The sequence below is a fragment of the Micromonospora sp. A200 genome, assembly GCF_029893845.1.
GTDB lineage: Bacteria > Actinomycetota > Actinomycetes > Mycobacteriales > Micromonosporaceae > Micromonospora > Micromonospora purpureochromogenes.
Map to the genome: position 1 here is coordinate 1 of NZ_JARXXY010000087.1, position 1,591 is coordinate 1,591.

Below are 1,591 nucleotides of genomic sequence, written 5' to 3' on the forward strand. Positions count from 1 at the left end.
GACTAGGGCGTGTCCTGCCGATCTTGTAGTGGTTGATCGTTGACGATGTGCCGGTGGTGCGTCGTGGTGAGTTGACCGATGAAGCGTGGGCGGTGATCGCGCCGTTGCTACCCGAACCGGGGAGTTCTCGGGGGCGGTGGCGGGATCACCGGCAGGTCATCAACGGGATCTTGTGGAAGCTGCGCACGGGCGCGCCGTGGCGTGACCTGCCGGAACGCTTCGGGCCGTGGAAGACCTGCCACGAACGCCTGCGCCGCTGGACGGCGGACGGCACCTGGGATCGGATCCTGGCCGCGGCGCAGGTCCACGACGACGGCACACCGGTGCAGTGGACGATCAGCATCGACTCGTCGATCGTGCGGGCGCACCAGCATGCCGCTGGCGCCCGCAAAAAGGGGGCTCCCCGACAAGTCCGGCGACGCCTGGTGCGCAAGATGGCGAGGCCATCGGCCGGTCCCGCGGCGGGCTGAGCACCAAGATCCACCTCGCGGTCGACGGACGTGGACGGCCGTTGTCGATCCTGCTCACTCCCGGCCAGGCCGGCGACAACCCCCAGCTGTTGGCGCTGCTGGACGCGATCCGCGTCAACGATCCCGGACCCGGCCGGCCCCGCAAACGCCCCGACGTGCTGATCGCGGACAAAGGCTATGCGCATGACTCGACCCGCCGCGCCCTGCGACAACGCGGCATCCGGCACGTCATCCCCGAACGGTCGGACCAGGTCGCCCGCCGCGTCGCCAAGGGCAGCGCCGGCGGCAGACCCCCAGCCTTCGACAAGGTGATCTACCGCAAGCGCAACGTCGTGGAACGCTGCTTCAACCGACTCAAGCAATGGCGTGACCTGGCCACCCGCTACGCCAAACGCGCATCCCTCTACCGGGCCAGCCTGGTCCTCATCGCCGCCGTCATCTGGCTTCCATGATCGACAGAAAAGCTAGTTGCTGCGTTTGCTGGCGTCGAGGGCAGCCTGCTCCACTCGCTGGCGGTAGTCCAGCCACCATGACTCGTCGGCGGGGGGCAGGTTGTCGTTCCTGGGCAGCAGCCCGGCCGCGCCGTCGATGAGTTCGCGCACGATGTCAGCGTGGCCGGCGTGCCGTTGTGTTTCCGCGATGACGTGGACCAGGACGTGGTGCAACGTGACGGCTGCATCGCCCCACCACGGCACGCGGCCGACCTCATCCAGTGCAAGGGCTTCAATGGTGGTGTCGGCGTGGGCGATCGCGCGACGGTACAGTCCGACGATCTCCTCGCGGGTCTCATCCGCGGTCGCCCACATGTCGGCATTGGTCTCCGCTCCCTCGCCGACGTACGGCAGCTCCTGCTCGAACGGTCGGCCGAACACGACGCCGAAGTAGAGGATCTCCATGGCCGCCGAGTGCTTTACCAGACCGAGCAAGTTGGTGGCGGTCCGGGTCAACGGACGCCGAATATCGTATTCGCTGAGCCCGTCGAGCTTCCACAGCAGCGCGTCACGGCCGCCCTTCAAGTAACTGTGCAGGTCTGCCTTCATCGCGGCACTATGGCATCCGGTTGGGTGTCGGCGCTGCCCCGGACGATCCACGGAGCTCATGATCGGCAGGACACGCCCTAG

Annotated in this window: 2 protein-coding genes; one reads left to right on the top strand and one right to left on the bottom strand. The window is 67.4% G+C overall.

Annotated elements, in window-relative coordinates; all coding sequences use genetic code 11:
- Positions 1 to 56: 56 nt before the first annotated feature.
- Positions 57 to 922, top strand: a protein-coding gene (locus M2302_RS33005) for an IS5 family transposase (protein WP_280841708.1) whose coding sequence is annotated in 2 segments (ribosomal slippage) — positions 57 to 390 and positions 390 to 922 — 867 coding nt in all. Because the reading frame shifts where the segments join, the coding sequence is not laid out codon by codon here.
- A gap of 12 nt (positions 923 to 934) precedes the next feature.
- Here M2302_RS33005 and M2302_RS33010 read toward each other — a convergent pair.
- Complete coding sequence (locus tag M2302_RS33010; protein WP_280841707.1) at positions 935 to 1,510, bottom strand: DinB family protein; 576 nt, start codon at positions 1,508 to 1,510, stop codon at positions 935 to 937.
- Between the last annotated feature and the right edge of the window lie 81 nt (positions 1,511 to 1,591).